Raw genomic sequence first — 866 nt, 5'->3', positions numbered from 1 at the left:
GTCCTGACCATTGCTGCCGGTCGCTCTCAGCTCCTGGAACTGGCTCCAGCTGGTATACGCCAGGCTGTAGTGAACGGCCCACTGTGGTGCAACTTTGTGGTATCCGGACAATTCCCACATTTCAGGCAGATGCAATGACAGTGAGCCTGAAACAGTGTTACCGCCCGTACCGGATGGCAGACCAAACTGACCACCGATCGGGTTGTAGGCTACCGGGATATCACTGCTGTAGTCACCGTCAAAGTCGATTTTCACTTCTGAACGGTAGCTGAGGCCAAAGCGGTTTTTATCATCCACTTCGTAAAGAACACCGGCGTTCCAGCCGTAGCCCCATTCATCACCTTTCAGGTGAGCAATCTGGGTGTCAGCCGGTGCAGCGGGTAAACCCGCGGCGGGCAGGAAAGCGCCCAGCTCACCGATGTTACGTTCAATCTTCGCCCGGGCGTATACGGCATTCACACCGACACCGAAGCTGAAATTCTGGTTGAGACGATAAGCGGTGCTGAGGTTCAGGTTCATGGTCATCAGATCGGTTTTTCCGGCAAAAGGACCGCCGGCATACCCATCGTTAAACTCGGTGGCCAGACCATAGTTGCTGGTTGCCGAGGCGCCAATCCACCACTGATCGTTCAGCGGCTGCACGTAGTGAATATTCGGTACCCACTGCGTCGGTGCAATATTATCGGCATTCAGGCTATTGCCTGCGCCGGACTGTCCCTGAATATTCACATCGGGATCGATAAATACCGCGCCGATAGAAAACTCAGGGCGATCCATTAATGCCATGGTAGCCGGGTTACGACTGGCCGATGCAGCGGTATCACCCATTGCGCCTTCGCCGGAATAAGCACGGCCAAGACCAATGG

The 866-nt window shown here is 55.1% G+C and carries 1 protein-coding gene; it reads right to left on the bottom strand.

Going from position 1 to position 866, the window contains the following annotated elements; genetic code table 11:
• Positions 1 to 866, bottom strand: an 866-nt coding sequence (locus tag WH277_RS00035) for an outer membrane protein transport protein (RefSeq protein WP_339503617.1), incomplete at both ends; no start/stop codon positions are given.

The organism is Erwinia sp. MYb416, assembly GCF_037479575.1.
In the GTDB taxonomy this organism is placed as follows: domain Bacteria; phylum Pseudomonadota; class Gammaproteobacteria; order Enterobacterales; family Enterobacteriaceae; genus Erwinia; species Erwinia rhapontici.
Note: the sequence above shows the minus strand (reverse complement) of the source record. Positions and strands in the feature narration are given on the sequence as shown.